Genomic DNA, 24,075 nt, shown 5'->3' on the forward strand with positions numbered 1-24,075 from the left:
GTTTCGGGTGTAGTTGTCTCGTGTGTCGCTCTCTCGTATATCACCCGATCGTGATCCGCAGTGAAGCGCTCGGCGTGGCCCGCGAACCCGGTCCACCACCGGGTTCCCGATCGGATTCGTCCGACGGTGTGAAGGGAGCAGCGTGGAGACCATTGATACGACCACGTGGCCGGACCGGCCGCGAGCCGTCGCCCTCGGGGGCGGACGGGGGCTGCAGGTGAGCCTCGCCGCGTTGCGGCGGATAACCACCGACATCACGGCCGTGGTGACCGTCGCCGACGACGGTGGTTCCTCGGGCAGGTTGCGTCGCGAGCTCGGCATGCTGCCACCGGGTGATCTCCGCAAGGCGCTCTCGGCGCTGGCGGCCGACTCCGGGACGGGTCACACCTGGGCGCGGCTGTTCGAGCACCGCTTCGGTGGCAACGGCGCGCTGGCGGGGCACGCGGTCGGCAATCTGCTGTTCGCGGGGTTGTTGGATGTGCTGGGCGATCCGATAGCCGTGCTGGACGAGGCGTGCCGATTGCTGGATGTCCAGGGGCGCGTGCTGCCGATGTCCGCGGAGCCGCTGGACATGGAGGCGGATGTCACCGGGCTGGACGAGGATCCCGCCGCGGTGCGCACGATCCGGGGGCAGGTGGCCATCGCCAGTACTCCGGGCCGAGTTCGCCGGGTTCGGCTCAACGCGGTCAACGGGCAGCCGTACGAACCGCGTGCCGCTCCCGAGGCGGTTCGTGCGGTGCTGGACGCCGACGTGGTGCTGCTGGGACCCGGTTCCTGGTTCACCAGCGTGCTGCCGCACCTGCTGGTTCCCGAGCTGCGCGACGCCTTGGTCAACACTTCTGCTCAGCGGATCGTGGTACTCAATCTTGTCCCGCAACCGGGTGAAACAGCGGACTTCTCACCGGAACAACATCTGGACGTGATCTCCGAACACGAGCCAAAACTGCGGGTAGACGCGGTATTGGCCGATTCGGAAGCGGTACCGACGCCCGATCGGCTTCGTGCTGCGGCAACCGGACTTGGTGCGCAGACTTTGCTTGATCGAGTCGCTGCCGCACCCGGTTCGGCGAAACACGAACCGGATGCTCTCGCGGCGAGTCTGAAAGCCGCACTGGAGAGGAGGACGGACCGGTGGCTATGACCGCGGCGGTCAAAGACGAACTGAGCAGGTTGCCGACGACCAAGGCGTGCTGCCGCAGAGCCGAGGTGTCCTCGCTGCTGCGTTTCGCGGGCGGGCTGCACCTCGTCGGCGGGCGTGTGGTGGTGGAGGCCGAACTCGACTCCGGCTCCACCGCGCGCAGGTTGCGGCGCGAGCTGCACGAGCTCTACGGCTATCACTCCGATGTGCACGTGATCACCTCCGGTGGACTCCGCAAGGGAACCCGCTACGTGGTGCGTGTCGTACGCGACGGTGAAGGACTGGCCCGGCAGACCGGGTTGCTCGACCCGCGTGGCCGCCCGGTGCGGGGACTGCCCTCGCACGTGGTCTCGGGCGGCGTGTGCGACGCGGAGTCCGCCTGGCGGGGTGCGTTCCTGGCGCACGGCTCGCTGACCGAACCCGGCCGCTCCTCGGCGATGGAGGTCACCTGCCCCGGTCCGGAGGCCGCGTTGGCACTGGTCGGGGCGGCCCGTCGACTCGAGGTCCAGGCGCGCTCCCGCGAGGTGCGCGGCACCGACCGGGTCGTGGTCCGCGACGGCGACGCCATCGGGGCGCTGCTCACCCGGCTCGGCGCGCACAACAGCGTGATGACCTGGGAGGAGCGGCGAGTGCGCCGCGAGGTGCGCGCCACGGCCAACCGACTGGCCAATTTCGACGACGCCAACCTGCGGCGTTCCGCGCGTGCCGCCGTGGCCTCGGCCGCGCGGGTGGAACGCGGCCTGGAGCTGCTCGGCAGCTCCGTTCCGGAACACCTGCTGGTGGCGGGCAGGCTCCGGCTCGCGCACCGGCAGGCGTCGTTGGAGGAGCTCGGTCAGCTCGCCGATCCGCCGATGACCAAGGACGCCGTGGCCGGTCGGATCCGGCGACTGCTGGCGATGGCCGACAAACGGGCCAGGGAGCTGAACCTGCCCGACACCGAGTCGGCGGTGACCACCGAACTTTTGGAGTCCGGTGTGGATGGAATGCTCCGCGAGGAACAGCACGACTGACCGCAGTCGTTCGAATCCGTCCGCTCCGAGAGTGCCGAGCACGGTGCTAACTCGGCCGAGGCGGCAAGTGGGGTAGGGGTGCTGCGAGACCGGAGAGCTACCGACAAGAGAGCTACCGACAGGAGAGCGGCACCGAAGAGCTCGTCGATCGACTCCCGCGGCCGGTGGATCCTCTATTCGCCGGCCGCGATTCGCCGGACTTCGGTTTCGCCCGCGCGAAGTCACGTCGTATGATGCTTTCGGGTGAGTATCGGTGGTGCGGGTGCTTTCCGGTACGGCTTTTCGTCACCCGTGGAAGTGATTTTCCACCGATGTTTGTGAATCGTTACAGTCGTGTTTCCCATCGGTTCCGTCCGGATCGGCCCGTCCCGCGGAGTGGGAAATTCGATGTCGGGCGGCCGTTCGTCCCGGGGTGACTTCGCGGCCCGTCGGCCCGCGAGTCGATGAGTGGCGCGGCGACGCCGTGGTGTGGCGTCTCCCGAGTTCGTAACCGGGGCGAGTCGGGCGATAGGGTCGATGACGAGTCCATATGACCGCCACCTGCCGACGACTCGGCAGGGTAAGTCGCGAGGAGAGATCGGCGTGACCGTTCGCGTAGGTATCAATGGCTTCGGCCGGATCGGACGCAACTTCTGGCGTGCGGCAGTTGCCAGCAAGCACGATATCGAGGTCGTGGCCGCCAATGACCTGGGCGACGTCGCAACCATGGCGCACCTGCTCAAGTACGACAGCGTGCTCGGCCAGGTCCCCGAAGAGGTCACCGTGACCGACGAGGGGATCAAGGTCGGCAACAAGAGCATCAAGATCCTCGCCGAGAAGGATCCGGGCAAGCTGCCGTGGGGAGACCTCGGTGTCGACGTCGTGGTCGAGTCCACCGGACTGTTCACCCAGGCCGAGCAGGCCCGCAAGCACGTGGACGAGGGCGGCGCGAAGAAGGTCATCGTCTCGGCCCCGGCCAAGGGCGAGGACCTCACCGTCGTGCTCGGTGTGAACGACGACTCCTACGACGGCACCCAGACCGTGCTGTCCAACGCCTCGTGCACCACCAACTGCCTGGCCCCGATGGCGAAGGTCCTCAACGACAGCTTCGGCATCGAGCAGGGCATGATGACCACGGTGCACGCCTACACCGCCGACCAGAACCTGCAGGACGGTCCGCACAAGGACCTGCGCAGGGCGCGTGCGGCGGCCGTCAACGTGATCCCCACCAGCACCGGTGCGGCCAAGGCGATCGGCCTGGTGCTGCCCGAGCTCAACGGCAAGCTCGACGGTTACGCCATGCGCGTGCCGGTCCCGACCGGTTCGGTCACCGACCTGACCGCCAGCCTCAAGACCAACCCCACCGAGGAGCAGGTCAACGAGGCGTTCAAGGCGGCGGCCGCCGACGGCCAGCTCAAGGGCATCCTCCGGTACAGCGAGGACCCGATCGTGTCCAGCGACATCGAGGGCGACCCCGCCTCGACGATCTTCGACGCCCCGCTGACCAAGGTCATCGGCAACGAGGTCAAGATCGTCGGCTGGTACGACAACGAGTGGGGCTACTCCAACCGTCTGGTCGATCTGGCCGACCTCGTGGGTTCCAAGCTCTCCTGATCTCCATCGGCCCCCGGGCGACGCCGCCCGGGGGCCGAATTGTCCCATCACCCCTTGTGACCCCTCACATCTTGTGATTCCCGGCGAGGAGCAACAGGCTTGAAGAATCTCGACGACTTGCTCGGCGAGGGGGTTCGGGGCAGGTACGTCCTGGTGCGTGCCGACCTGAACGTCCCGCTGGACGGCGAAACCATCACCGACGACGGCCGGGTTCGGGCCGCCCTGCCGACGATCGAGAAGTTGACCGGCGCGGGCGCCCGCGTGGTGCTCACCGCGCATCTCGGCAGGCCGGACGGCGCTCCGGATTCCCGCTACACGCTCGCCCCGGTGGCGCGCAGGCTCGGTGAGCTGCTGGGCTCCGAGGTCGCCCTGGCCGAGGACGTGGTCGGTACCTCGGCGCACCAGGTGGTCGGCGGACTGGCCGACGGCGGCGTCGCGGTACTGCAGAACGTGCGCTTCGACCCGCGTGAGACCAGCAAGGACGACGCCGAGCGCGGTCAACTCGCCGACGCGCTGGTCGAGCTGGTCGGAACCGGCGCCGCCTTCGTCTCGGACGGTTTCGGAGTGGTGCACCGCAAGCAGGCCTCGGTCTACGACCTCGCCACCAGGCTGCCCGCCTACGCCGGTGGGCTGGTGCTCAGCGAGGTCGAGGTGCTGCGCACCCTGACCGGCGACCCGCGCAGGCCCTACGTGGTGGTGCTCGGCGGCTCCAAGGTCTCCGACAAACTCGGCGTCATCAACGCACTGCTGCCCAAGGTGGACCAGCTGGTCATCGGCGGCGGCATGGCCTACACCTTCCTCGCCGCCATGGGCAACTCGGTGGGTGACTCGCTGCTGCAGCAGGACCAGATCGCCACGACGAAGCAGCTGCTCGACGAGCACGGTGACAAGCTGGTGCTGCCGCTCGACATCGTGGCCGCCGACCGGTTCGCAGCCGACGCGAACACGCAGGTCGTGCCGTCCGACGCCATCCCGCAGGGCTGGCAGGGCCTGGACATCGGCCCGCGCACCGTGGAGCGCTATGCCGAGATCCTCGGCTCGGCCGCGACGGTGTTCTGGAACGGTCCCGCCGGTGTGTTCGAGTTCCCCGCCTTCGCCGAGGGAACCAGGGGCGTCGCGCGCGCCATCGCCGACTCCGACGCGTTCAGCGTCGTGGGTGGCGGCGACTCCGCCGCCGCGGTTCGCACGCTCGGGCTGGACGAGCAGCGGTTTTCGCACATCTCCACCGGTGGTGGGGCTTCGCTGGAGTTCCTGGAGGGCAAGGACCTGCCGGGAGTGGCCGTACTGGAGGACAGGGCATGAGCAAGTCCAGGCAGCCGCTGCTGGCGGGCAACTGGAAGATGAACCTCAACCACCTCGAAGCGATCGCGCTGGTGCAGAAGATCGCCTTCGCCCTGCCGGAGAAGTACTTCGACAAGGTCGAGGTGGCCGTGATCCCGCCGTTCACCGATCTGCGCAGCGTGCAGACCCTGATCGACGGTGACAAGCTGCTGCTGCGGCACGGTGCGCAGGACGTTTCGCAGCACGACTCCGGTGCCTACACCGGTGACGTGTCGGCCCCCATGCTGGCCAAGCTCGGCTGCGACTACGTCGTCGTCGGCCACTCGGAGCGCCGCGAGCACCACGGCGAGACCGACGAGCTGATCAACCGCAAGGTCCGCGCCGTCCTCAAGCACGAGATGTCGCCCATCCTGTGCGTCGGTGAGGGCTCCGAGGTGCGCGAGGCGGGCGACCACGTCTCGTACTGCACGAACCAGCTCATCGAGGGGCTCAAGGGGCTCAAGCAGGAGCAGGTGCGGCGCGCGGTGATCGCCTACGAGCCGGTCTGGGCGATCGGCACCGGCAAGGTGGCCACCGCCGAGGACGCCCAGGAGGTCTGCGGGGCGCTGCGGGCCGCGCTGACCGACAAGTACGGCGCCGAGATCGCCGAGGAGGTGCGCGTGCTCTACGGCGGTTCGGTCAAGTCCAGCAACATCGCCGATCTGGTCGGCCGGGACGACGTGGACGGCGCGCTGGTCGGCGGTGCCAGCCTCAACGGTGACGAGTTCGCGAAGATGAGCGCGTTGGCCGCCGGTGGGCCGCTACCCTGAACCCGTTCCCGTGGAAATTCGTCCGGTCGGTTTTCGTGCGGGCTCGCTTGGCGGAACCTCCCGCTGGCTCTCGCTCCGGGAGGCCCGACATCGGGTAGTAACTACACAACGTCGGGCCTTCCTCGCGAGAGCGCGACGCGGGAGAACCCGCGGCGGTGCTGGTTGCGAGAGCGGTTGTTCGACAGCTGGAATGCCGAGGAACCGGTGGAATGCCGAGCCGGCGGATGTAAATCGAGAGCCTACGATGCCAACGGTGGTCCACGACGGCGAGTCGGTTCGGTAGGCTTGTCACGAACCGTGGTGCGAACGAGGACGTTATGACACTTTTGTTGCAGATCATGGTCCTGCTGACCAGCATCCTGCTGGTGCTGCTCGTGCTGCTGCACCGGGCCAAGGGCGGCGGGCTCTCCTCGCTGTTCGGCGGCGGGATGCAGTCGAGTCTGGCCGGGTCCAGCGTCGCGGAGAAGAACCTGGACAGGATGACGTTGTTCGTCATCGCGCTGTGGGTGATCTCCATAATCGGCACCGGCTTGCTGATCAAGATGGGTGCCTCCTGACGAGCACGCGCGGTCGGGGTGTGGCCCCGGCCGCGTACTCGTGCGGTCTCGGTCCACACGATGTCTGCCCGAACGACGGTGAGACGGTGGTTGGAAGCGGATGACTGGTGGTAACGCGATACGCGGCATGCGCATCGGGTCGAGCCCGAGCGGTGCCGAGATCGAGCGCGGTGAGTCGGCTCCCCGGCAGCGGGTCGCCTACTGGTGTGACAAGGAGCACCTGACCGAGCCCTCGTTCGCGATGGACGCGCGGGTGCCGGACACGTGGGAGTGCTCGCACTGCGGGCTGCCGGCCGGGCGGGACCGGGAGAACCCACCGCCGCCGAAGCGCAATGAGCCGTACAAGAGCCATCTCGCCTACGTCAAGGAACGGCGCAGCGACGAGGACGGCATGGAACTGCTCGACGAGGCGCTGCGCAAGCTGCGGCAGCAACGCGGTCGCCCCGAGGAGTGAGCCGACGGCGTCCCGCCGTCACCACTTCCTGTTGATTCTTTCCGCCGCGGTTCAGGTGTCGCCACGGGGCCGCTTCCGGGGCCCGGCTCCCTTGGTGATGCCGTCGATGAGCCAACGACCTTCGTGTCGGGACGGGTTCAGCCGGTAGGTTCGCGCTCGCGCAGCGTCTCGCGCGCTTCGACGAGCGCGAAGCCGAGCAGGTTCAGTCCCGGCCACCTTTCCGGATCGCCCGCCGCCGGGTCGTCGGCGGCCAGGCCGATGCCCCACACCCTGTCGCGCGGGCTGGCCTCGACCAGCACCCGATCGCCGGTGTCGCGCAGGAAGCGGCGCGGTTCCTCGTGCTGGGCGAACTTCGCCACGTTGCCCGCCACCACGGCGGCGAACCGTTCCCGCTCCCACTCTTGTTGGTCGAAGCCGCGCACCTCGCGGCCCAGTGCTTTCGCACGGTGCGGGTGCTCGGCGGCCAGGATTCGCTCAGCCGTCTCTTCGTCGCCGAACAACCGCGCCTTGCGCCACATCATGTAGTGCTCGGCGGTGGCGAAGACGTGCTCGTGCGCGGCGAACGGCGCGGGCCACCACTGACTCAGGCACCCGCGTCCCGGACTGCCGTCCCGCTCCGGACGATGTCCCCAGAAGAACACGAACTTCGTCCGCACGCCCAGCCGCATCCGCTCGATCAGCTCGGCGACGTCGCGCGGGCGACGCGCCGAGTCGGTCGCTGCGTCGTTGTGCTCGTGCGTGGCGGGCTCGTTGATGGACACGTGGATGATGCTACTTTCCTTCGTCGTCTTCGGTAGAGCTCTTTTCGTCCGCCGAGCGCCCCCGGTTCGGTGGTTTTCGGGACGATGGCGGCTCTTCCGGGGCTTCACTGAACTCGTTTGCCTGGAAGAGCCGCTTGTTCCGCCGAACCTCGACCCCCGTGAATCGGGTGTTCGCAGACGTTCGTGTGCGGAACGCGTCGTGCTTGTCCGAAGTCACACCTTGCCCGTGAAGTAGACCGTGTCCGCGGCGAACATGTTCGGTTGCACGCTGACCTGCAGTTCGCCCGGTTCCTCGGAGATGGTGAAGACCATGGTGTAGGTGACGTCGCCGCCCGGTGGCAGTTGGGTGTTCGGGAGCTGGTCACCGGCGGCGTAGTTTTGCTGGGCGACCTTGCCGGCGTGCTGTGCGGTGATGCTCACCGAAGCGACGTTGTACTCGGCGTTGCCGTTGTTGACCACGTGGACGTCGAACTGGACGTATCGCTTGCCCGCATCCGGCTGCAGGAACTGGTTGCTCTCGGTGTAGGGGCTGGGTTTCGAGACGGAGATCGTTTCCCCACCGCTCCAGGTGTGCTTGTCGCCGAACCCGAGTTTCTCGGATGAGTCGGACGAGCCCGACTCCGTTGATTCGGCCTGGGGCGATCCGGACTGCCCGGCGGACGAACCGTTCGAGGTCGGGGCGGGCTGAATGGATATCTCTGTCTCGCTGTTGGCGGTGCCCGCGGCTTCCCCACCGCTTTCGATGGTGCTGACCAGCGCTGCCTGGATCACCACGGTGATCACGATCGCCAGTACGCCCAGCCCGGTGCCGATTCCGGCCATCACTTTCCTGGTGCCGAACAGGGCGATGGCGCCCAGAACCACACCTACGAAAGCGGCTACGGCGGTCAGGTTATTGATGATGGGAATTATCGAGCCGCATGCGCCGATGATTCCCAGTATCAGGCTCGCCAGTGCGAGTCCGCTGAATTTACCGTTTCGTTGTTGCGGTGGTACCGGTGTGTAAGTCATTTGGTTTTCCTTTCGTCCGTTGCGGATCGTCCGTCCGAGATGGCGGCGATTTCTCGCGAAATCGCCGCGCCCTTGGGGTGAGGTGGCCTTGTGCTCGTCGATTTCTCGCGAAATCGTCGTCGCACCGACACCGCCGTCGAGGCGGAACCATGCGACTGAGCAGCGTGGTATCCCAGGTGCGTGAGTCGGATGACGTTGCCGCTTGGTGGTCCTTCGGCGCGTCAGCGCCGAAACGACCACTCACGCAGCCCGCACCGCTGCGGGTTCTCTCGTGGTGCTCTCGCGAGGACGGCCCCGACGTTGTGTAGTAACTACCCGATGTCGGGGCACCCGCAGCGAGAGCCCGCGAGAGGTTCCGCCAAGTGAGTCCCGCGCCAACCGGAACCGAGAAACTCTGGTTATCGGCCGCGGATCCTTCGTCCGTACTGGCTCTCGGGGTGCACGATGGCGTCGGCCACGCGGCCCCCGGCGTCCTTGGCGCCGCCCGCGAAGTTCAGCGTGCCCTTGGCGTTGGCGCTGGCCGCCACCCCGTGCCAGTAACTGGCTTCGCGTTCCCAGCGCACCGTGGACAGCAGCTGGAGCAGCTCGTCCTCGGTGAGCGTGCCGCCGGTGGTGGCCCAGCCGGTCGCCTGGTGTGCCGCGATGCCGATGCCCGCCAGCACCGCCGGGGCGGACACGGCCGAGCGCGCGAGGAAGTGCTCCCGCAGCGTCGAGATGACCGTCGACAGCAGCGGCACGAGCCTGCGGGTGGCCTGTTCGGCGGTGACTCCCTCGGGTAGTTCCTCGTCCCGCAGGGTCGATCCCGAACGAGTGAGCCCCGCCCGGCCGAACAGCGTGCACACCACCAGCACGCGCAGCGCCGAGAGGGTGACGACCTCGGGCGAGGAAGCCTTGAGCTGCCTGCCACGGGTCTCGACGAACTTGCCGAACGGCACGGACTCGCCGTCGCGTTCGATCCGCACGGCGTCGATCACCAGGTGGGCCAGCCGGGTGCCGAAGTCGCGCTGGTCCATCGACATGGCCAGGTTCTTGGCGACCGTGATGCCCTCGACGTTGCGGTCGTAGAAGATCTGCCGCGCCTCTTTGACATCCAGGCCCCAGAACAGTTCGAAGGGCACCCGTATCCGGGTCAGCGCGTCGATGGTGAGTCCGTAGCGCTCGGGTGAGTCGTAGAGCTCGTGCCAGGCGGCGACCTGCGTCTCGCCGTCGATGGCCACCACGGGCGAGCCGGGGGCGATGGACACCGTTCGCATGCCGGTTCCCGCGACGAGTTCCTCGCCGATCGAGGCGAGCTGCGAACCCAGCCAGAGCGTGACCGGGGGTGTCGACCACGCGGCCCCCAGGTCGCCTTTCACCCCGGCTGCCATGTACCCGGCGTAGGAGGCGACGTTGCGGCCCTTGCTGGTGGACCGCAGCATCCGCTGCACCAGCCCGCGCACTTCGGCGTGCCTGCGCAGCGTGCCGGAGGCGTGTTTGAGCGCCTGCTGGTTCTCCTGCGATTTGGGGGAGGGGACCAGCTGCAGCAGGGTGGGCAGGCCGAGCGCGCCGATCACCGCTTCCGGGCGGAACGGCGTGACGTGCAGCCGGATGCCCTCCGTTTCGCTGGTGGGCATGGGGATGGACATGGTTTTCCTTTCTCGTGGAGCGGGTCTGGCCTCTCTCGTGGAACAGCTCTGGGTGGTGCGATCGCCTGACAACCGGCCGCGTTGAAAGCGTGATCATAAAAGCACAAGCTGAAAGCACTGTCAAACGTGTTTACAGATTTGATCGATGTTGTAGGCTGTTTACGGCTCGGATCCCGGAACAGGACAGGACCTCGCGATGCCCCAATCAGCCGCGCGGCTGACCGCTGCCGAGATCTCCCGCATCGCGGGGGTGACGCGGGCGACGGTCAGCAACTGGCGCCGACGCCACCCGGACTTTCCGGCGCCGGTTGGTGGGACCGACAGCAGCCCCGCCTATGACGCCGAACAGGTGCGGAGCTGGTTGTCGGAGCGGGGCCAGCTCCCGCAGCGAACGCCACGGGAGGAACTGCGCGCCACGCTGCGCACGGCCGGGGACGAGATCGGCGGCCCGGTCGTCCGATTGCTGCCGCTGCTGTCGGCGCTGGCCGGGCTCGATGACTCCGAACGCGCCCTGATCGCGGGTTCGCCCGAACCGCGACAACGGGAGCTGCTGGACCGGGCGATGACCGAAAACCTCACCGAGAGTTCGGGGGTGCGCGGGCCGCTTCCGAACGAGGTCCCGGCGACGGTGCTGCGCTCGCTGCTGGAGTGCGTGGCCGCCGACGGCGTGCTCGCCGCACTGGACGTGCTCACCGAGCTGATCACCGAGGAACCGGAGACCGGTACCACCCCGACCCCTCGACCGTTGGCCGAACTGATGGTCTCGTTATTGGCTCCCGGCGAGGAGCGGTTCCCGAAGTCCGTTTTCGACCCGGCCTGCGGCGGGGGCGGGTTGCTGCTGGCCGCTGCCGAAGCCGGTGCCGCCGAGGTGTCCGGCCAGGACGTACACGACCCGCAAGTGGCGTTGAGCTCGGTTCGGCTCGACCTGGCCACCTCGGCCGAACGGATGATCCGCGCGGGGGACAGCCTCCGCGCGGATGCCTTCCCTCGGCTGCGTGCCGGGGGAGTGGTCTGCGGTCCGCCGTACGGCGTGCGGGACTGGGGTCACGAGGACGTCGCCTACGACCCCCGCTGGGTCTACGGGCTGCCGCCGAAGTCGGAGTCCGAACTGGCCTGGGTGCAGCACTGCCTGGCCCATCTCGAACCGGGTGGCCGGGCGGTGCTGCTGCTGCCTCCCGGTGTGGCGGAGCGGGCCTCCGGGAGGCGGATCCGTTCCCAGCTGGTGCGTTCCGGCGCGCTGCGGGCGGTGATCGGGTTGCCGCCGGGCGCGGCGGTGCCCTCGCACCTCGGACTGCACCTTTGGCTGCTGGCCGCGCCCGACCCCGAGCACCGCGAGGTCGCCCCCGTGCTGTTCCTGCAGCCACCGGCCGAGGAAACGGCGTTGCCCCCGGACTCCTCGGGCGAGCAGCGCGCCTCGGGACGTGCCGCGTTGTCCTGGGAGGCGCTGCGGGAGCGGGTGTTGCCCGCGTGGCGCGACTTCCTGGCCGACCCGGAGGGTTTCGAGGCCGTACCGGGAGTCGCCTGCGCCCGCCCGGCCGTGGACGTGCTCGACGAGAACGTCGATCTCACGCCGCGACGCCAGGTGCACACCGGTGCCGGGGCGGTCGACCCGGCGCGCAGGCACGAGCGGGTGCTGCGGTCGTGGCAGCGGCTGCACCGCGCCGGTTCGGAACTGCTCGACTCGCTCGACGTTCCGGAGTGGTGTTCCGCCGGTTCGGAGCCGGTCGCCTGGCAGTCGGCCACTGTGGCCGATCTGCTGCGGGGCGGGGCGCTGGAGCTGCACCGGATCTCGACCTCCGGGGCGGCGGAGGAGACCGCCGGTGCCGAAGTGGTGTGGCGGGTGCTCACCTCCGCCGACGTCTGGGAGCACGCTGCGCCTTCCGGCTCGACCGGGCAGCCGCCCTCGGAGACGGTGGAGATCGCTGAGGGCGACGTGCTCCTGCCGGACACGCTCAAGGGGCTCCGGCGGGTACCGGTGCGCGTGGCAACGGCCGAGGACGCGGGTGCCCTGCTGGGGCGGCAGCTGTATCTGCTGCGGCCGGATCCGGAACGGCTCGACGCGTGGTTTTTGGCCGGTTTCCTCGGTTCCGAGGAGAACACGCACAGCGCCACCACCGGCAGTTCGATCCTGCGGCTGGATGCCAAGCGGCTGCGGGTGCCGCTGGTGCCGCCGGAGCGGCAACAAGGCTACGGCGACACCTTCCGGCGGCTGCACGCGATGCGGGAATCGGCCCGCGCGGTGGACCGGCTCGCAGCCGAGGCGCTCCGCGAGACCACCGCCGGCCTCACCGAGGGGGCGCTGCTGCCGCCGACCGACGACTCCGAAACGGAATCCGATGCGGAATCCCGATGACCACCGGCGCCCAAGCGACTCCGGGCGCGACACCGCCCCGGGTTCGTCGTTGCGAATCCGATACCCGCACACCTGTCAGTGAAAGATCATTCGTCAGTAGTATTTCCGCAGGTCACGTTCGTGCGACGACTGTGGGGAAACCGACCCGGCCGGGGGAAAGCCGATGACAACGACCAGTGAGGGACTGGAGACCGGTGCGCTGGTCTCGGTCCGTGGGCAGAAGTGGGTCGTCAGCGAGGTCGACCAGGGCGAGACCAGCACCCTGGTGGGGCTGCAGAGCGTGGAGGACGGCCGCTACGGCGAGATGCTGGAGGTGCTCTGGGAACTCGAACCGGGCAGGCAGGTGCTGCCCGCCGGTTCGCTGCCGGAGCTGCCCGAACAGGACTTCGACCCGCCGGAACGCCTGGCCGCGTTCCTGGACGCGGTGCGCTGGTCGGCGGTGACCTCGGCCGACGTGAAGACGCTGCAGGCGCCGTTCCGCTCGGGCGTGGCGATCGAGGACTACCAGCTCGAACCGGTCGCCCGCGCCATGGACTCCCCGCGCGTGAACCTGCTGCTGGCCGACGACGTGGGCCTGGGCAAGACCGTCGAGGCCGGGCTGGTGGCCCAGGAGCTGCTGCTGCGCCAGCGCGGCAAGCGCATCATGATCGTCTGCCCGGCCGGGTTGACCGCCAAGTGGCGCGACGAGATGGCCGAGAAGTTCGGTCTGGACTTCACGATCATCGACTCCGAGTGCTGCGCGCGGGTGCGCCGCGAGTACGGCAGCGCGGCCAACCCGTTCAACATCTTCCCCAAGGCCATCGTCAGCCTGCCCTGGCTGCGCGGCGCCAAGGCGCAGCGACTGCTCAACGAGGTGCTGCCCGCCGGAGGCCCGACCTACCCGCGCACCTTCGACCTGCTCATCCTGGACGAGGCCCACCACGCTGCCCCGGCCGCGCCGAAGCAGGTCTACGCCGTGGACTCGCAGCAGACCAAGCTGATCCGCACGCTGGCCCCGCACTTCACGCACCGGCTGTTCCTCTCGGCCACCCCGCACAACGGCTACCAGGCGTCGTTCACTGCGCTGCTGGAGATCCTCGACGACCAGCGGTTCGCCCGGGGCGTGGAGCCGGATCGGGCGGCGGTGGACGAGACCGTGGTGCGGCGGCTCAAGACCGAGATCACCGACGCCGAGGGCAATCCGCGCTTCGCCCGCCGCCACGCGATGGCGATCCCGGTGGAGTACCCGGACAGCGAGCGCGAGATCCACGGCCTGCTGACCCGGTTCGCCGCCGCTCGCCGCGACAAGCTCGCCTCCCGCCGGGGCCGCAAGGCCACCGATCTGGTGACGCTGCTGCTGAAGAAGCGGCTGTTCTCCAGCCCCGCCGCGTTCGAGCACACCGTGGGGGTGTATCTGGACACGCTGCGCTCGCGGTCCGGCTCGGCTCAGCTCGACGACGACGTTCCGGAGTGGATGGACGAGTTCTTCGACGAGCTCGCCACCTACGACGACGAGCACATGGCCGACGCCGAGGACGACGCGCTGGACCGCACCCGCCCGATGCAGCCGGACCCGGCCGAGGACGAGATCGGGCTGCTGGAGCGGATGCGGGAGTGGGCGCGCTCGCACGAGGCCCAGCCCGACGCCAAGGCCCGCGAGCTGATCAAGCACCTCCAGCAGGTGTGCAAACCGGACCGGGACTGGACCGACGAGCGCGTCGTGGTGTTCACCGAGTACCGCGACACCCAGCAGTGGCTGGCCAACCTGCTGCGCCAGGAGGGCCTCGGCGGTGACAAGCTGGCCGAGTTGCACGGCGGCATGAGCACCGAGGAGCGCGAGCGGCTGCGGCTGGCCTTCCAGAAGCACCCGAGCGAGCACCCGCTGCGCATCCTGCTCGCCACCGACGCGGCCAGCGAGGGCATCGACCTGCAGAAGCACTGCCACCGGCTGGTCAACTACGACATCCCGTTCAACCCGAACAAGCTGGAACAGCGCATCGGCCGCATCGACCGCTACGGCCAGAGCCAGGTCCCCGAGGTCCGGCACTTCGTCGGCACGGGCTGGGACGGCGCGGTGGACTCCTACGAGGCCGACCTGGAGTTCCTCGCCCGGGTGGCCGACAAGGTCGCCCGTATGGCCGAGGACCTGGGTTCGGTCAACGCGGTGCTCTCGGACAAGGTGCAGCGCCGGATGCTCGGCCAGACCGTCCGCGACGACGAGGTGGACAGCGCGGGCAGCACGAAGGACCGGCTCGTGGTGGAGTCGAACGTGCGCGAGCAGGTCCGCAAGCTGCGGCAGAACCTCGACCGCACGGTCAGCGAACTGGGGACCACCCCGCGCCGCGTCAAACGGGTGGTCGACACCGCGCTGGAACTGGCCGGGCAGCAGCCGCTGCGCGAGCACGTCGACGACCGCCGGGCCCCCGTGCCCGGCACGCTGTACGACGTGCCCGCGCTGACCGGCTCCTGGACCCGCGCCACCGAGGGACTGACCGAGAAACCGGTCGAGACAGATCACTCGAACCGTGCCGAGCAGCCGCGCCAGCTGCCGGTGGCCTTCGACCCGGCCGTGGCCGAGGGCCGCGACGACGTGGTGCTGGCCCACCTCAACCACCCGCTGGTGTCGATGTCGACCGGCCTGCTGCGCTCGGCGGTGTCCAACGAGAACTCGGAGCTGCACCGGGTGACCGCGGTGGTCAGCGACGACCCCGAGCTGGAGGACGTGCTGGTCGGCGCGTACTCGCGGTTCGTGTTGGTCGGCGCCGACGGGGTGCGGCTGCACGAGGAGGTGATCCACGCGGGAGGCTGGGCCCCGGCCAACGGGCGGTTCCGCAGGCTGGAGAACCTCGGCACGCTCGGCGGCATCCTGGACCGCGCGCTGACCGACGGCACCCCCGCGCCCCCGCCGGTGTGGAACCGGATCGTGGGCCGCTGGCCCAAGGTCCGGGACGGGCTGCTCTCGGCCATCGACTGGCGCACCAACACCCGGCGGGACTCGCTGCGGCGCACGTTGGCCCAGCGCGAGGAGGCCGAGCGGGAGCGCATCGACACCGTCATCGACCAGTTCGCGAGCACGCTGCGCGCCAAGCTGGCCGAGGACGAGGACCAGGCGGAGGAGGCGCTGTTCAGCCGCGCCGACGTCAGCCGCAGCCGGGAGGAGCGCGCCCAGTACCGCCGCGACCGGCAGAAGTGGCAGCAGCGGCTGGATCAGCTCGCCACCGAGCGGGACCGCGAGCTCGGCGTGATCGCCGAGCGCTACCGCGAGCAGGAGCCGCACCGTTTCCCCGTAGCCGTGATCGTTGTCGTGCCGAAGCGAGAGGCGACCCGATGAGCCCGAAACCGTTCCACCGCAAGGCACCGGACGCAGCCGAGCAGCACCGCGAGTGGCTGGATCTGGTCGAGGTCAGCGGCCCGTTCCTCTCGCTGCCGGTGCTCAAGCGGCACTGGCCGAGCGGGCCGGACGCGCTGGACAAACCCACCAGGCAGCGGCTGCGCCGCGCGCACTCGGCCTGGCAGGCCGACGTGGCCGCGGGGCAGCGGGACTGGATCGACTACGTGCTCGGTGAGCTGCTCGGCTGGGGCGAGCGGCTGCGCCGCGAGGGTCTGGAGGGGCTCTCACTCGACGTGGCCGAGCACGACACCCGGCTGGCGCCCTCCTTCGCGCTGGTCGAACCCGAGGAGCACGTCGAGCAGCGGGGGCAGGCCGATCCGGGCGAGCGGTCCGAATCGGACGAGCAGGCCCAGTCAGCCGAGCAGGTCAAGCCGGACGCGGTGCGGCTGCTCGGCATGGTCTGCGAACCGGGCCAGCAGCCCACCGCCCGCCTCGCCGGTTCCAATTGGGCCGCCACCCCCGCCGACCGGCTGGCCCAGCTGTGCCGCCACCACGGCGTCGAGCTCGGCCTGGTCACCGACGGCCGCTGGTGGGCGCTGGTGCGCGCCCCGCGCACCGGGGTGACCACCACGGCCGTGTTCGACGCGGTGCCGTGGCCGGAGGCCGCCGAGCGCGACGTGGTGCGCGCCTTCGTCTCGCTGCTGGGGCGCAAGCGGTTCTTCGCGGTGCCGGAGGGCGAGCGGCTGCCCGAACTGCTCCAGGCCAGCGAGGACTCGCAGGAGGAGATCACCGAGGCCCTGGGTGTGCAGGTGCGCGAGGCGGTGGAGCTGCTGGTGGCCGCGTTCGGCCGCGCCAGCACCGAGCAGCGCCGCCGTGGCGAGTCCGAACTGGACTCGGTGGCCGCGCACGAGGTCTACCGCGGCGCGGTGTCGGTGATGATGCGCGTGGTGTTCCTGCTGTTCGCCGAGGAGCGCAGGCTGCTACCCTCGGACAACGAGCTGTATGCCACCACCTACTCGGCGGGGCGGCTCTACGACGAGCTGGAGCGGCGCGAGCTGGAGTCCAGCGAGGAGGACCTGCAGCAGACCTACACCGGCTGGTACCGGCTGCTGGCGCTGTTCGAGGCGGTCTACCGGGGTGTGAGCCATCCCAGGCTGACGATGCACCCGCACGACGGTTCGCTGTTCGACCCGGACGCGTTCCCGTGGCTGCCGCTGAACATCGACGACCGCACCGTGCTGCACATGCTGCGCTCGGTGCAGCACGTCTGGGTGGGCAGCGGCAAATCGCGCGAGCGGCGCACCCTGTCGTTCCGCACGCTGGACGTGGAGCAGATCGGCTACGTCTACGAGGGCCTGCTCTCCTACGACGGGTTCCGCGCCGAGGACACCACCGTGGGGTTGGTCGGCAAGCAGGGCAGGGAGGCCGAGGTGCCGCTGCGGCGGCTGGAGGAGCTCGCCGCCGACAGCGCCGATACCACCGAGCTGGCCGGGACGCTGGCGGCCGAGTTCAAGGACTCCGGCATCGGCACGGCCAAGCAGCTGGCCAAGCGGCTCGCCCCGCCGGACGCGGTGGAGCGGGAGGAGCGGCGCAAGAAGCTGCTCGGTGTCACCAGGGGCGATGCCGCGCTGACCGAGCGGCTGCTGCCGTTCCGGGGCGTGATCCGCGACGATCTGCGCGAGCTGCCGGTGGTGGTGCTGGGCGGGGAGCTGTTCGTCACCGAGTCGCCGCTGCGCGCCAACACCGGCACGCACTACACGCCGCGGTTCCTGGCCGAGGACGTGGTGCGCCACGCGCTGGAACCGCTGGTCTACGAGCCGGGGCCGTTGACCACGGCCGAGCAGCGCGAGTGGCGGCTCAAGCCCAGCGAGCAGATCCTGAAGCTGCGGGTGGCCGACATCGCGATGGGCTCGGCCGCGTTCCTGGTGGCCGCGGCGCGGTATCTGGGCGGCAGGTTGCTGGAGGCCTGGATCGCCGAGGACGACGAGCGGGTGCGCGAGTACCAGCCGCAGGAGCACGCCGGGGACAGCGAGGAGGACCCGGCGGTGGTGGAGGCGCGCAGGCAGGTGATCGAGCACTGCCTGTACGGCGCGGACATCAACCCGATGGCGGTGGAGATGGCCAAGCTCTCGCTGTGGCTGGTGTCCATGGATTCCCAGCGGCCGTTCACCTTCCTCGACGACCGGTTGGTGGCGGGGGACTCGTTGTTGGGGATCACCTCGCTGGAGCAGCTGGAGTACATGCACCTGGACGCCAGGAAGGGGCGGGCGATCCACGAGCGGTCCCCTGTGGACTTCACCGCCGACGTTCGTTCGCTGGTGTCCGAGGTGGCCGAGCAGCGCCGCGAGCTGCGCGAGATCGACGGCACCACCCTGGAAGGTCTGAACAGCAAGCGCGCGCTGCTGGCCGAGGCCAACCTCAAGGGCAGGCGGGCCGAGCTGGCCGCGGATCTCACCGTCGGCGCCGCTCTCGCACATGCGGGGCGCGGTGAGAAGGGCCTGCGCGACGGTTCCATCGCCGCCGCCGACCACGCGCGGCGGATGGAGGCCGACGAGGCCCGCGCCCGCGAGCAGGCCCGCGAGTGGCTGGACACCGACCTGCCCGAGGGCAACTTCGGCCGTGACACGCTGCACTGGCCGCTGGTCTTCCCCGAGGTCTTCGAGGACGGCGGCTTCGATGCGGTGGTGGGGAACCCGCCGTTTTTGGGTGGGCTGAAGCTACAGACCGCATTGGGAGACAGCTACCGGGATTATCTGGTTAATCACCTGGGGCGCGGCGTACGAGGAATTCGTGGCACCGGTGATCTAGTTGCTTACTTCACCCTCCGACTTCACCAGCTGCTCAACCAGTGCGGACAATCCGGAATTATCGCCACAAACACGCTGGCCCAAGGTGACAGTAGACGTGTCGGGCTGGACCAGATCGTTGGTGACGGAAACACAATCAGGCGTTCTGTGAAGTCTAAGCCGTGGCCATCGAGGTCGGCGATGCTGGAGTACTGTGCCGTTTGGATAACTAGTGCCGTTGTTTCTGATTCGGTGAGTGTTGTTGCGGATGGTGTACCGGTTTCTGGGATAGAGGTTTCGCTTGATCCTCAATCTAGAGCTCAAGGTGTCCCTGAAAGGCTTTTTTTTAATAAAAATACCGCCTTTCAAGGAAGTAACGTACTTGGTTCTGGTTTTACGATGAAACCGGACGACGCGCATAGGATAATCGAAAAAGATTCAAGGAATAACGATGTTCTCTATCCGTACCTCAATGGTCAAGATATTAACTCAAATTCTGATTGTGCGGCTAGCAGATGGGTAATAAATTTTCACGATTGGACCGAAGAAAAAGCTAAAAGCTATCCTGAATGCTACGATCAGGTTCTGCGTTTAGTTAAGCCTGAGCGCTCCAAGAACAAAATGAAGTCCCGTAGGGAACTCTGGTGGCAGTTCACGGGAAGATCTCCTTACTTGCTTCAAGCCATCGATGGTATGGAGCGGGTAGTGGTGCTCACGCGTCATACCAATACCGTTATGCCGGTTATGGTGTCGACCGGACAGGTCTATTCGGATGCGACGGTAGTATTTGCTACCGAAGACACGGCGATGCTGGCGTTGTTGTCGAGCGGGCAGCACTACTGGTGGGCTAAGACGCGAGGTTCTACGTTGGGGGCTGGGATTCGCTACACCCCGTCCGACGTCTTCGAGACCTTCCCGCTGCCGGAACTCACCCAGGAACTTCGGGAGCTCGGCGACGAGCTGGATCGCTACCGCCGGGACGTGATGCTCACGCGGGATTCGGGGCTGACCAAGACCTACAACCTGGTGTTCGATCCGGAGTGCACGGATTCGGACATCGCGGAGTTGCGGCGGATCCACCGCGAGATCGACGAGGCCACGGTGCGCGCCTACGGCTGGCAGGAGCGCATCGACGCGGTCGGCGGCCTGGACCACGGTTTCCACCCGGTCGGCCGCGAGACCCGCTACACCATCGGCCCCGCGGCCCAGCGCGAGATCCTGGACAGCCTGCTCGAACTCAACCACGAGCGCTACCAACAGGAAGTCGCCCAGGGCCTGCACGACAAGAAGAAGGGCACCGCCAAAAAAGCCACGGCTAAAAAAACCACCAACCAGGATGACGAGCCGAAGCTGTTCGAGTGACCCGAATCCCCTTGCCGAACCGGAACGGAGGCCCGGTTGTGTTCGCTTTCGCTTATACCAAACTCACCCGCAAGCAGGGGGTGGACCCGCGTGGTCTGACTTTCGCGGTGCTCGATTTCGAAACCACCGGGCTCCATCCGAACAAGGGATCTCGGGTCTGCGAGGTCGGCGTCGTCCGAATGCGTGGCGACGGCACGGTGCTGGACGAGTACTCGACCCTGGTGAATCCGGGTGTGCGGATCAACAACGAGGAACACCACGGCATCACCAACACCGAGGTGAAAACCGCGCCCACGTTCGAGCAGATAGCCGGAGATCTGCTGGCTTTTCTCAGCGACGCGGTGGTGGTCAGCCACAACCTGCCGTACGAGGAAAAGTTCCTTTCCGCCGAGTTCGGCCGCCTCGGTATGGACATTCGGAAAGTGCCGGGACTGTGCAGTCTTGTTCTGGCGCGGTCTCAGCTCGACCGCTACGGTTACCGACTGGAGAACGTCGTCAACCTCGTGACCGGCGAGTGGCCCAGTGCCTGGCATTCCGCGCTGGGGGATGCTCGTTCGCTCGCCGCCACCCTGGCGCGTCTCATCAACGAAGCCCCGCAGCAACTTTCGTGGGCCGGGAAATCGCCGGTCACGTTACCGGAGCATCCCCGGACCGGAAGTATCGCTCCGCGCGCTGCCGGACTGCGCAAAGGCACCGAAGGATGGCTTGCCACATTGACAGCGCGCCTGCCGTACATGACCAACCCACCCGCACCCAGAGCCGAACAACTGGCCGATTACCGCTCGATGCTCGGCCACGCACTCAGTGACGGTCGTGTGGTGGGGGAGGAAGCCACTCAGCTCGCCGTGTTCGCTGCTCGTGCGGGGCTCACCCAGAGTACGGCTCGGCAGGTACACGAGGATTTTTTGACAGAAGCCCGTGCCCAGGCGGAAGCGGACGGAAAAGTTACCGCCGCGGAGCTCAAGGAACTCACTCGCGCGGGCAAGGAACTCGCTGCCAGTCATCTGATCAGCGATCTTGAGGAGGCGGCGGCCGCTGACAAGGCCAGACGCAACGGTCCGCTCAAAGGGTGGCGAATCCTCCCGGTTGGCGAGTCTGAGCGGATCAGCGCCGTCATGGACATGGCGGCATCCCAAGGGGCCGCTGTCGCGGTCAATCCCACCAAGACTGTCCGGATGGTCATCGCCGACGAGGTATCAGGTGATGATTCCCGCCTGGCCAAAGCGCGCGAGCAGGATATCGAGGTACTTTCTCCTGATGAGGGGGAACGGAAGCTGCGGGATGTGATCGAACAATCCGCGGGTTCCCTGTTCAGCGATTCCGATGGTCAGCAGGCAGCCGAACGGTTGAACGCCGAACAAGCGGCCGAAACGCAACAGGGCCCTCCAGAGTGGCACCAGTTCTGGCGTCGCCGGGAGCTCGACGGAGGGCAGTACTACAGCATGTTCCTCCAGCCCTACGAGCGGCGTGGCGGTACAAGCGATTCCGAGAAAGCAGCCGCCGGTGGCGGCGGATGCGCAAGCGCGGCCGTGCTCGCCGGGGCTGTCACCCTCGCCGTGGCTGAGGCTATTCGCCAGATCGTCGCATGAGAGTGCGGTCACGCTTGGGTTCGCTGCTTGCGGGCCAACGTGGAGGCTCGGTCGGCTAGGGTGATCGTGAGCAAGCGGGATCGTGCACGGTGAGCGTGCCTGTGATGTGAAGGGAGCCGTGATGGCGGAGCAGAACGCCGATGCGTCTGGTTTCGTGGGTGCTGGGGCGGCGTTGCAGTCGATCCGGGACGAGAACTCCTGGATCCAGCAGCAGATCTCGGGCGGCGGGCTGAGCATGGAACCCCAAGCCGCCGACCACGCGGCCGAGGTGTACAGGCGTGAAGCCGACGTGGTCGAGGAATTGATTTTGTCCGCAACGCGCTTGCAGCAGGTTCCTGGGCTGGGTGCCTATCGCTCTGGGCAGCAGTTGGCGGCTAAATTTGGGCAAAAAGCAAGCAATGGATCGACTGGTGCTGCTGATCTGCTGAGGCAGTTCCGTGATGAGCTGCGGCGCAAGGCGAATCTGTTCGAGCAGGCCAAGAAGAACTATCAGGCTACCGATGAACAGGCTGCCGATGATCTTCGGAGGGGTTCTCAGTGAAATTGTGGACGCGCTCGTTGTTGGCGGCTGCTGCCGGTGCAGCGTTGATCGGCTCTGCTGGGTGTTCACCTGACAGTGATGCTGGTGATGGTTCGTCCGGGCCTACGGGGACTTCCTCATCTGAAGAGGTTCTGGCGGAAGTGAAACCGTGCGAGGTATTGTCTTCGAAGGCTCTTGAATCCTTCGGGCTGGAGGTGCCAGGAAAGCCCAAGAGTACGCTGCCGTGGGCCCCAGGATGCCATTACGATGGTAATCCTGTTGCCTTGAGGTTGGAATTGAATAAGCGCGAAAACGTCGCTGCCGCTGAAAAGAAGTCAACTTGGGCAGAGTTCGAACGGGTCGAAGTCAACGGTCGTTCGGGGGCACGAGCAATTTCCCAGGGTGCGACTCAGGCCCGTGTTTGTGACGTGATGTTCAACACTGGGAAGGGCATGATTCAGGTTCGTGCTAGTGAGCCTCGTTTGCCTGACGATGTGGACGAGTGCCAGAAGGCGTTGGAGATCGCGAAGAAGGTGGAGCCGAACGTTCCTGAACCCGCGTGAGCGGCTATCACAGCACTCTGCCTTGGCAGGTGAGTTTCGGCCCGGTGAGAGTGGGGCGCGGGGTAGCGCCTCCGGTGTTGTCGGAGGCGCTGTGTCGCCGGGCTGGTCTCAGTTGAACCGGTCGGTCTTGACCGCGTGCAGGAACGTCTGCCACTGCGCGCTCGTGGTGGTGAAGTAGCCGAGCGAGCGGTCCTTGGTGTCGCGTACCGCCGCGCCGTCGTCGACCCGGCCCACCTCCACACAGCTGCTGTTCGGTCCAGACCGGCTCGACTTCCGCCATCCGCTTGGTATGGCCCTCACTGGGAACTCCCTTCGAACTGGTCAGCTATGGAGACCATGAGTTCGGCCGACTCCTCCTGGCTCATGGCCGCTTTCATGAGCGTATCCGTCTCTTCGCGATAGGCTTTCACGTCCTGTACGTCATACAGGAAAGCTGGCCCACGAAAGTGCTCCAGATGCACGATCGGATCAGCTTTGGCGAATTCGTAGAACACAAACGCACCGTCATGTGCCAGAGTCCAGCGCCGTAGCTTGCTCGGTAGGACGCGTACCTTGATGTTCTCCTGTCGCGATAGATCGAGCACATGACGTACCTGCTCTGCCATCAGCGGATCACTGCCGAACGGCTCGCGTAGCGCTCGTTCGGCCAAGATCACCTCTACCTGGCACGGCGTATTCAGGGCGGCTGCTCGTGCCATTCGCAGTTCGACACGGACGTCCTGCTCATCGGGCGGAAGGCTGATCATCATCTCGCGGGCATAAGACCGGGTCTGCATCGGACCGGGAATCAGCATCGGAGCCACGTGCAGGACCCGCTCGGCCGTCCTGTCGAACTCCGACAGCTCGATCAGATGTCGATGAAGCCCTTTGGATCCATCCACGATCATGTTTGGCGTGGTGGCCGTGGTTGCGAACTCCACCAGTTCGTCATACCTGGATCCAGTGACTCCGAGAGTTCCGGCAACACGAGCCACGTATTCCGGTTTCGGCGAGCGTTCGCCCCGTTCGTAGCGAGACACGGTTCCCTGCGAGACCTCAAGCAGTTTCGCGAGGTCACGAACCGTCATATCAGCTTGTTCGCGCAGCTCACGTAGCTCAGCGCCGAGCAGTCTCGCTTTGGGAGTGTGTCCGTCTCTGACTCCGGCCATGAGCCAAATCCTAGGTGATCACAGCTTCGCACAACTACACACGAACGAGGCATTGTCTCTTTGGATCCGGTGTCAGATCCTGGATCCGGCAACAACATGGGTCATCATCGGGAGGCAACGCCATGTTCACGAGAGACAGATCCCCGTACGTTCCGCCGCAGGAAGGGCCCGTTGTGGCGGGTGTGAGCCGCGCGTCTACTGGTGC

General features: G+C 67.3%; 18 protein-coding genes. 13 read left to right on the forward strand and 5 right to left on the reverse strand.

Going from position 1 to position 24,075, the window contains the following annotated elements:
• Positions 1-142 precede the first annotated feature (142 nt).
• The 7 genes from BM394_RS21775 to BM394_RS21805 all read left to right on the forward strand — a co-directional run bounded on the left by BM394_RS21775 (position 143) and on the right by BM394_RS21805 (position 6,842).
• The gene (locus BM394_RS21775) at positions 143-1,141 is read left to right on the forward strand and encodes a gluconeogenesis factor YvcK family protein (protein WP_217643657.1); all 999 of its coding nucleotides are present in this window, start codon (positions 143-145) and stop codon (positions 1,139-1,141) included.
• Positions 1,132-2,148, forward strand: a complete 1,017-nt coding sequence (whiA, locus tag BM394_RS21780; RefSeq protein ID WP_092981612.1) for a DNA-binding protein WhiA — start codon at positions 1,132-1,134, stop codon at positions 2,146-2,148. Before BM394_RS21775 ends, whiA begins: the two co-directional genes overlap by 10 nt.
• A gap of 582 nt (positions 2,149-2,730) precedes the next feature.
• Positions 2,731-3,741 (forward strand): type I glyceraldehyde-3-phosphate dehydrogenase, encoded by a 1,011-nt coding sequence (gene gap / locus BM394_RS21785; protein WP_092981614.1) that lies wholly within the window; start codon positions 2,731-2,733, stop codon positions 3,739-3,741.
• Positions 3,742-3,840: 99 nt separating this feature from the next.
• The gene (locus tag BM394_RS21790; protein ID WP_092981615.1) at positions 3,841-5,043 is read left to right on the forward strand and encodes a phosphoglycerate kinase; all 1,203 of its coding nucleotides are present in this window, start codon (positions 3,841-3,843) and stop codon (positions 5,041-5,043) included.
• Positions 5,040-5,831, forward strand: a complete 792-nt coding sequence (tpiA, locus tag BM394_RS21795) for a triose-phosphate isomerase (RefSeq protein WP_092927833.1) — start codon at positions 5,040-5,042, stop codon at positions 5,829-5,831. Before BM394_RS21790 ends, tpiA begins: the two co-directional genes overlap by 4 nt.
• A gap of 317 nt (positions 5,832-6,148) precedes the next feature.
• Positions 6,149-6,388 (forward strand): preprotein translocase subunit SecG, encoded by a 240-nt coding sequence (gene secG, locus BM394_RS21800; RefSeq protein ID WP_092627637.1) that lies wholly within the window; start codon positions 6,149-6,151, stop codon positions 6,386-6,388.
• Positions 6,389-6,488: 100 nt separating this feature from the next.
• Positions 6,489-6,842, forward strand: a complete 354-nt coding sequence (locus tag BM394_RS21805) for an RNA polymerase-binding protein RbpA (RefSeq protein ID WP_092981617.1) — start codon at positions 6,489-6,491, stop codon at positions 6,840-6,842.
• A gap of 137 nt (positions 6,843-6,979) precedes the next feature.
• On the opposite strand, the gene BM394_RS21810 is transcribed toward BM394_RS21805, so the two are convergent.
• From BM394_RS21810 to BM394_RS21820, 3 genes are all read right to left on the reverse strand, one after another.
• Positions 6,980-7,510: a riboflavin biosynthesis intermediates N-glycosidase gene (locus tag BM394_RS21810; protein ID WP_092981649.1), complete on the reverse strand. Its 531-nt coding sequence runs from the start codon at positions 7,508-7,510 to the stop codon at positions 6,980-6,982.
• A gap of 306 nt (positions 7,511-7,816) precedes the next feature.
• A complete protein-coding gene (locus BM394_RS21815) occupies positions 7,817-8,614 on the reverse strand; it encodes a DUF4352 domain-containing protein (protein ID WP_092981618.1) in 798 nt (265 codons plus the stop codon).
• A 398-nt stretch (positions 8,615-9,012) separates the two neighbouring features.
• A complete protein-coding gene (locus BM394_RS21820; RefSeq protein ID WP_175530209.1) occupies positions 9,013-10,239 on the reverse strand; it encodes a DNA sulfur modification protein DndB in 1,227 nt (408 codons plus the stop codon).
• A 196-nt stretch (positions 10,240-10,435) separates the two neighbouring features.
• Here BM394_RS21820 and BM394_RS21825 point away from each other — a divergent pair, with 196 nt between their 5' ends.
• The 6 genes from BM394_RS21825 to BM394_RS21850 all read left to right on the forward strand — a co-directional run bounded on the left by BM394_RS21825 (position 10,436) and on the right by BM394_RS21850 (position 22,722).
• The gene (locus BM394_RS21825; RefSeq protein ID WP_092981620.1) at positions 10,436-12,592 is read left to right on the forward strand and encodes an N-6 DNA methylase; all 2,157 of its coding nucleotides are present in this window, start codon (positions 10,436-10,438) and stop codon (positions 12,590-12,592) included.
• A gap of 163 nt (positions 12,593-12,755) precedes the next feature.
• Entirely contained in the window at positions 12,756-15,902 is a 3,147-nt protein-coding gene (drmD, locus tag BM394_RS21830) for a DISARM system SNF2-like helicase DrmD (protein WP_092981623.1), read from the forward strand.
• Positions 15,899-20,050 carry an Eco57I restriction-modification methylase domain-containing protein gene (locus BM394_RS21835; protein WP_092981625.1) on the forward strand — a complete coding sequence of 1,384 codons (4,152 nt, stop codon included), beginning with the start codon at positions 15,899-15,901 and terminating at the stop codon, positions 20,048-20,050. Before drmD ends, BM394_RS21835 begins: the two co-directional genes overlap by 4 nt.
• 38 nt (positions 20,051-20,088) lie before the next feature.
• Positions 20,089-21,639, forward strand: a complete 1,551-nt coding sequence (locus BM394_RS21840; RefSeq protein ID WP_092981628.1) for a 3'-5' exonuclease — start codon at positions 20,089-20,091, stop codon at positions 21,637-21,639.
• Positions 21,640-21,760: 121 nt separating this feature from the next.
• The gene (locus tag BM394_RS21845) at positions 21,761-22,180 is read left to right on the forward strand and encodes a hypothetical protein (protein ID WP_092981634.1); all 420 of its coding nucleotides are present in this window, start codon (positions 21,761-21,763) and stop codon (positions 22,178-22,180) included.
• A complete protein-coding gene (locus BM394_RS21850) occupies positions 22,177-22,722 on the forward strand; it encodes a DUF3558 family protein (RefSeq protein ID WP_245780377.1) in 546 nt (181 codons plus the stop codon). The genes BM394_RS21845 and BM394_RS21850 overlap by 4 nt, the downstream gene beginning before the upstream one ends.
• Before the next feature lie 108 nt (positions 22,723-22,830).
• On the opposite strand, the gene BM394_RS21855 is transcribed toward BM394_RS21850, so the two are convergent.
• Positions 22,831-23,022, reverse strand: coding sequence for a DUF397 domain-containing protein (locus tag BM394_RS21855; RefSeq protein WP_092981637.1), 192 nt, complete (start codon positions 23,020-23,022; stop codon positions 22,831-22,833).
• Complete coding sequence (locus BM394_RS21860) at positions 23,019-23,870, reverse strand: helix-turn-helix domain-containing protein (protein WP_092981639.1); 852 nt, start codon at positions 23,868-23,870, stop codon at positions 23,019-23,021. The genes BM394_RS21855 and BM394_RS21860 overlap by 4 nt, the downstream gene beginning before the upstream one ends.
• Between the last annotated feature and the right edge of the window lie 205 nt (positions 23,871-24,075).

It is taken from the genome of Actinopolyspora lacussalsi subsp. righensis (assembly GCF_900116555.1).
GTDB classification, from domain to species: Bacteria; Actinomycetota; Actinomycetes; order Mycobacteriales; family Pseudonocardiaceae; genus Actinopolyspora; species Actinopolyspora lacussalsi.

Bases quoted from the DNA above. Each gene is read 5' to 3' on its own strand.
- BM394_RS21860 (WP_092981639.1), bottom strand. From the start codon at position 23,870: ATGGCCGGAGTCAGAGACGGACACACTCCCAAAGCGAGACTGCTCGGC.
- drmD (WP_092981623.1), top strand. From the start codon at position 12,756: ATGACAACGACCAGTGAGGGACTGGAGACCGGTGCGCTGGTCTCGGTC.
- BM394_RS21835 (WP_092981625.1), top strand. From the start codon at position 15,899: ATGAGCCCGAAACCGTTCCACCGCAAGGCACCGGACGCAGCCGAGCAG.
- BM394_RS21820 (WP_175530209.1), bottom strand. From the start codon at position 10,239: ATGTCCATCCCCATGCCCACCAGCGAAACGGAGGGCATCCGGCTGCAC.
- BM394_RS21810 (WP_092981649.1), bottom strand. From the start codon at position 7,510: ATGCGGCTGGGCGTGCGGACGAAGTTCGTGTTCTTCTGGGGACATCGT.
- tpiA (WP_092927833.1), top strand. From the start codon at position 5,040: ATGAGCAAGTCCAGGCAGCCGCTGCTGGCGGGCAACTGGAAGATGAAC.
- secG (WP_092627637.1), top strand. From the start codon at position 6,149: ATGACACTTTTGTTGCAGATCATGGTCCTGCTGACCAGCATCCTGCTG.
- BM394_RS21825 (WP_092981620.1), top strand. From the start codon at position 10,436: ATGCCCCAATCAGCCGCGCGGCTGACCGCTGCCGAGATCTCCCGCATC.
- BM394_RS21845 (WP_092981634.1), top strand. From the start codon at position 21,761: ATGGCGGAGCAGAACGCCGATGCGTCTGGTTTCGTGGGTGCTGGGGCG.
- BM394_RS21815 (WP_092981618.1), bottom strand. From the start codon at position 8,614: ATGACTTACACACCGGTACCACCGCAACAACGAAACGGTAAATTCAGC.
- BM394_RS21805 (WP_092981617.1), top strand. From the start codon at position 6,489: ATGACTGGTGGTAACGCGATACGCGGCATGCGCATCGGGTCGAGCCCG.